We start from the raw sequence: 2,515 nt of genomic DNA, 5'->3' as shown, positions 1-2,515 counted from the left end.
GGTCCTTTGCAGGACGTGGTGGTGACCCAGTTCCAGGCGGCATCCGCCACCGGCAAGTCCGGGGTGGACCAGCTGGCCCAGCAAAGCGTGCGTTTGCTCAATGGCCTGTCTCCCAGTGAAGCGGCGCAGGCGCAAATTGCCTTCAATGTACTGCCGGTGAGTGGTCAGATTCAGGAAAACGGCTTCACCAGCGAAGAGCTGAAATTGATGCTGGAAACCCGCCGGATTCTGGCGGATCAGCCCCTGTCCATCCAGGTCACCACGGTGCGGGTGCCGGTTTTTTATGGTTATGGGCAGAGTGTCACCGTACGTAGCATGCAAGGGCTGTCGGCAGCGCAATGCCATGCCTTGTGGGAGGGCAATGACGATATATCGGTGCAGGACAGTGATGATCCGCAAGCCATGTCGCCAGTGGCCATGGTGGAAGGTGAGCCTGTAATGCGACTTTCCCGGGTCCGTGAAGAGATGGAAGCGGGCGGGGCGTTGAGCTATTTTAGCGTTGCCGATAATGTCCGTTGGGGGGCTGCGTTGAACGCGGTGAAAATAGTCGAGAAGTTGCTAAAAGACTATCTGTAATGGATACTTACTGACATTATGTGACGCGGTTTCTAGGTTTTGTCTCTGCCCTGAGGCAGAATGTGTGAACGGCGTCATATAGGACAGCTTGCCGCCTCGGGTACATCCGTAGGGCCCGCGGGATCGGGCTGAGCGCGGGAAACATAATAAATAAAGGGTTCGACCATGCTTCGAAAACTTGGGTTTGGCTTAACAGCTGTGGCGATGATGGCGCCTGGCGTAGCGGCAGCATTGGGGGTAGGGGAATACCAGCTTAATTCCTATTTGAACCAGCCCCTGGATATGGATGTTTCTCTGCACGAGGTCGGCGACCTGTCAGCAGAGGAGATTCTGGTGAATCTGGCGCCCCAGTCAGAATTCGATGCTGCTGGCGTTGATCGCAGCTATTTCCTCAATCGTCTGGAATTTTCTGTAGAGCTTCAGGAGGGTGACAAGGCCCAGCTGCATATTTCTACGGACCAGCCGGTGCGTGAACCTTACCTGAACTTCCTGGTTGAATTCCTGTGGCCCACCGGCCGCCTGATGCGTGAATATACGGTATTGCTGGACCCGCCCAGCTTTGCCGATAGCACCGTAACCGCTGCGCCGACCATCAGTCGCGTGCCGCAGCCAGTGACTCGCAGCGAGCCTACTCCTGCGCCGGCGCCCGCAGCCGCGACAACATCCCAGCCTGACAGAGCGCCTGAGCCCGCCATCGAACCGGAGCCTCAGCAGGTTCAGTCTGCACCGGCAGTAGCCGATAACAGCCCGCGCAACAGTTATACCGTGCGTTCCAGTGACACCATGTGGCAAATCGCCCTGAATAATCGCCCCTCGAACAGTGTGTCGGTGCAACAGATGCTGGTGGCGATTCAGGAGATGAACCCGGATGCGTTCATCAATAACAACGTGAACCTGGTGCGTGAAGGCACCGTTCTGCGTATCCCTAACGAGCAGGAAGTGCGCACCATCTCCACCCGTTCCGCTATTGCGGAAGTCGCTGATCAGAACCGCCAATGGCGTGACATGCTGGAAAAACGAGGCATCCAAACCCCGCAGCGTGCCCAGATTGATGGTTCTCGCCAAGTCACAGACAGCGATGATGAGGCTGAGACGCCAACCCGCGGTGAAGTGAAGCTGGTTGCTCCGGAATCCACTGCCGGCGTTGATGATGGCGACAGTACGGGTTCTGACGAACAGGGCAGCGCCAATACTGCGGTGCTGGAGAACGAGCTGGCGATTCGCGATGAGAGTCTGGATCGCCTGGATCGTGAAAATTCTGAGCTGAAATCCCGCCTGCGTGATCTGGAAGAGCAAAGTTCCACCAGCGAACAGCTGCTGAAGTTGCGTAACGACCAGATTAGCCAGTTGCAGGAAGAGTTGCGCCAGCTGCGCGAAGAGCAGGGTGTTGCATCGCCGGAAAATGACCCGCTGCTGGAAGAGCCGGCAGCGCCGGAAGTTCCGGCTGAAGACGACGCCACTGCGGATGTTGGTGAAGCGGGTGACTCTGTTGCCGCTGCTGACGCTACTCAGGAAGAGGCTGAACAAGCCGCTGGTGATGACGTTGCTGTTCTGGAAGGTTCCGATGAGGAAGCAGCGGAACAGGGTGGTGTAACCGATGCCGGTGATGCAGAAGAGTCACAGAGCGTTGCTGACACTGCCGATGACAAAGACGTTGCGGCGGACAGCGCGGTTAAACCGGTAGAGCCAGTCTCCAAGCCTGAGCCAGTGGCGCCTGCACAGCCGCCGGTTGCCCAGAGTGGCGGCATTGTCGACCTGATCATGGAAAACCTGCTGTACATCCTGCTGGGTGTGCTGGTCATAGTGCTTCTGATTGTCCTGCTCCTGCGGGGCAAGAAGAAAAATGACAATGAAGATCTGGATGAGCCGCTGTTTGATGATGTCGATGATCAGCAGGACGATGAGTTCGGCCTGAATCTGGACGACGAAAGCGCGCCCG

General features: G+C 57.3%; 2 protein-coding genes. Both read left to right on the top strand.

Annotated features, from left to right (window positions below):
* On the top strand, window positions 1–576 hold a 576-nt coding region (locus tag A3754_RS03705; protein WP_255363108.1), incomplete at its 5' end, for an Asd/ArgC dimerization domain-containing protein.
* 165 nt (window positions 577–741) lie between these two features.
* Window positions 742–2,515: FimV/HubP family polar landmark protein (locus A3754_RS03700; RefSeq protein ID WP_304439795.1), on the top strand; the 1,774-nt coding region annotated here is incomplete at its 3' end.

The sequence above is a fragment of the Alcanivorax sp. HI0083 genome, from assembly GCF_001635175.1.
The sequence above is the reverse complement of the archived record's forward strand: the minus strand, read 5'-3'. Positions and strand labels throughout refer to the sequence as shown.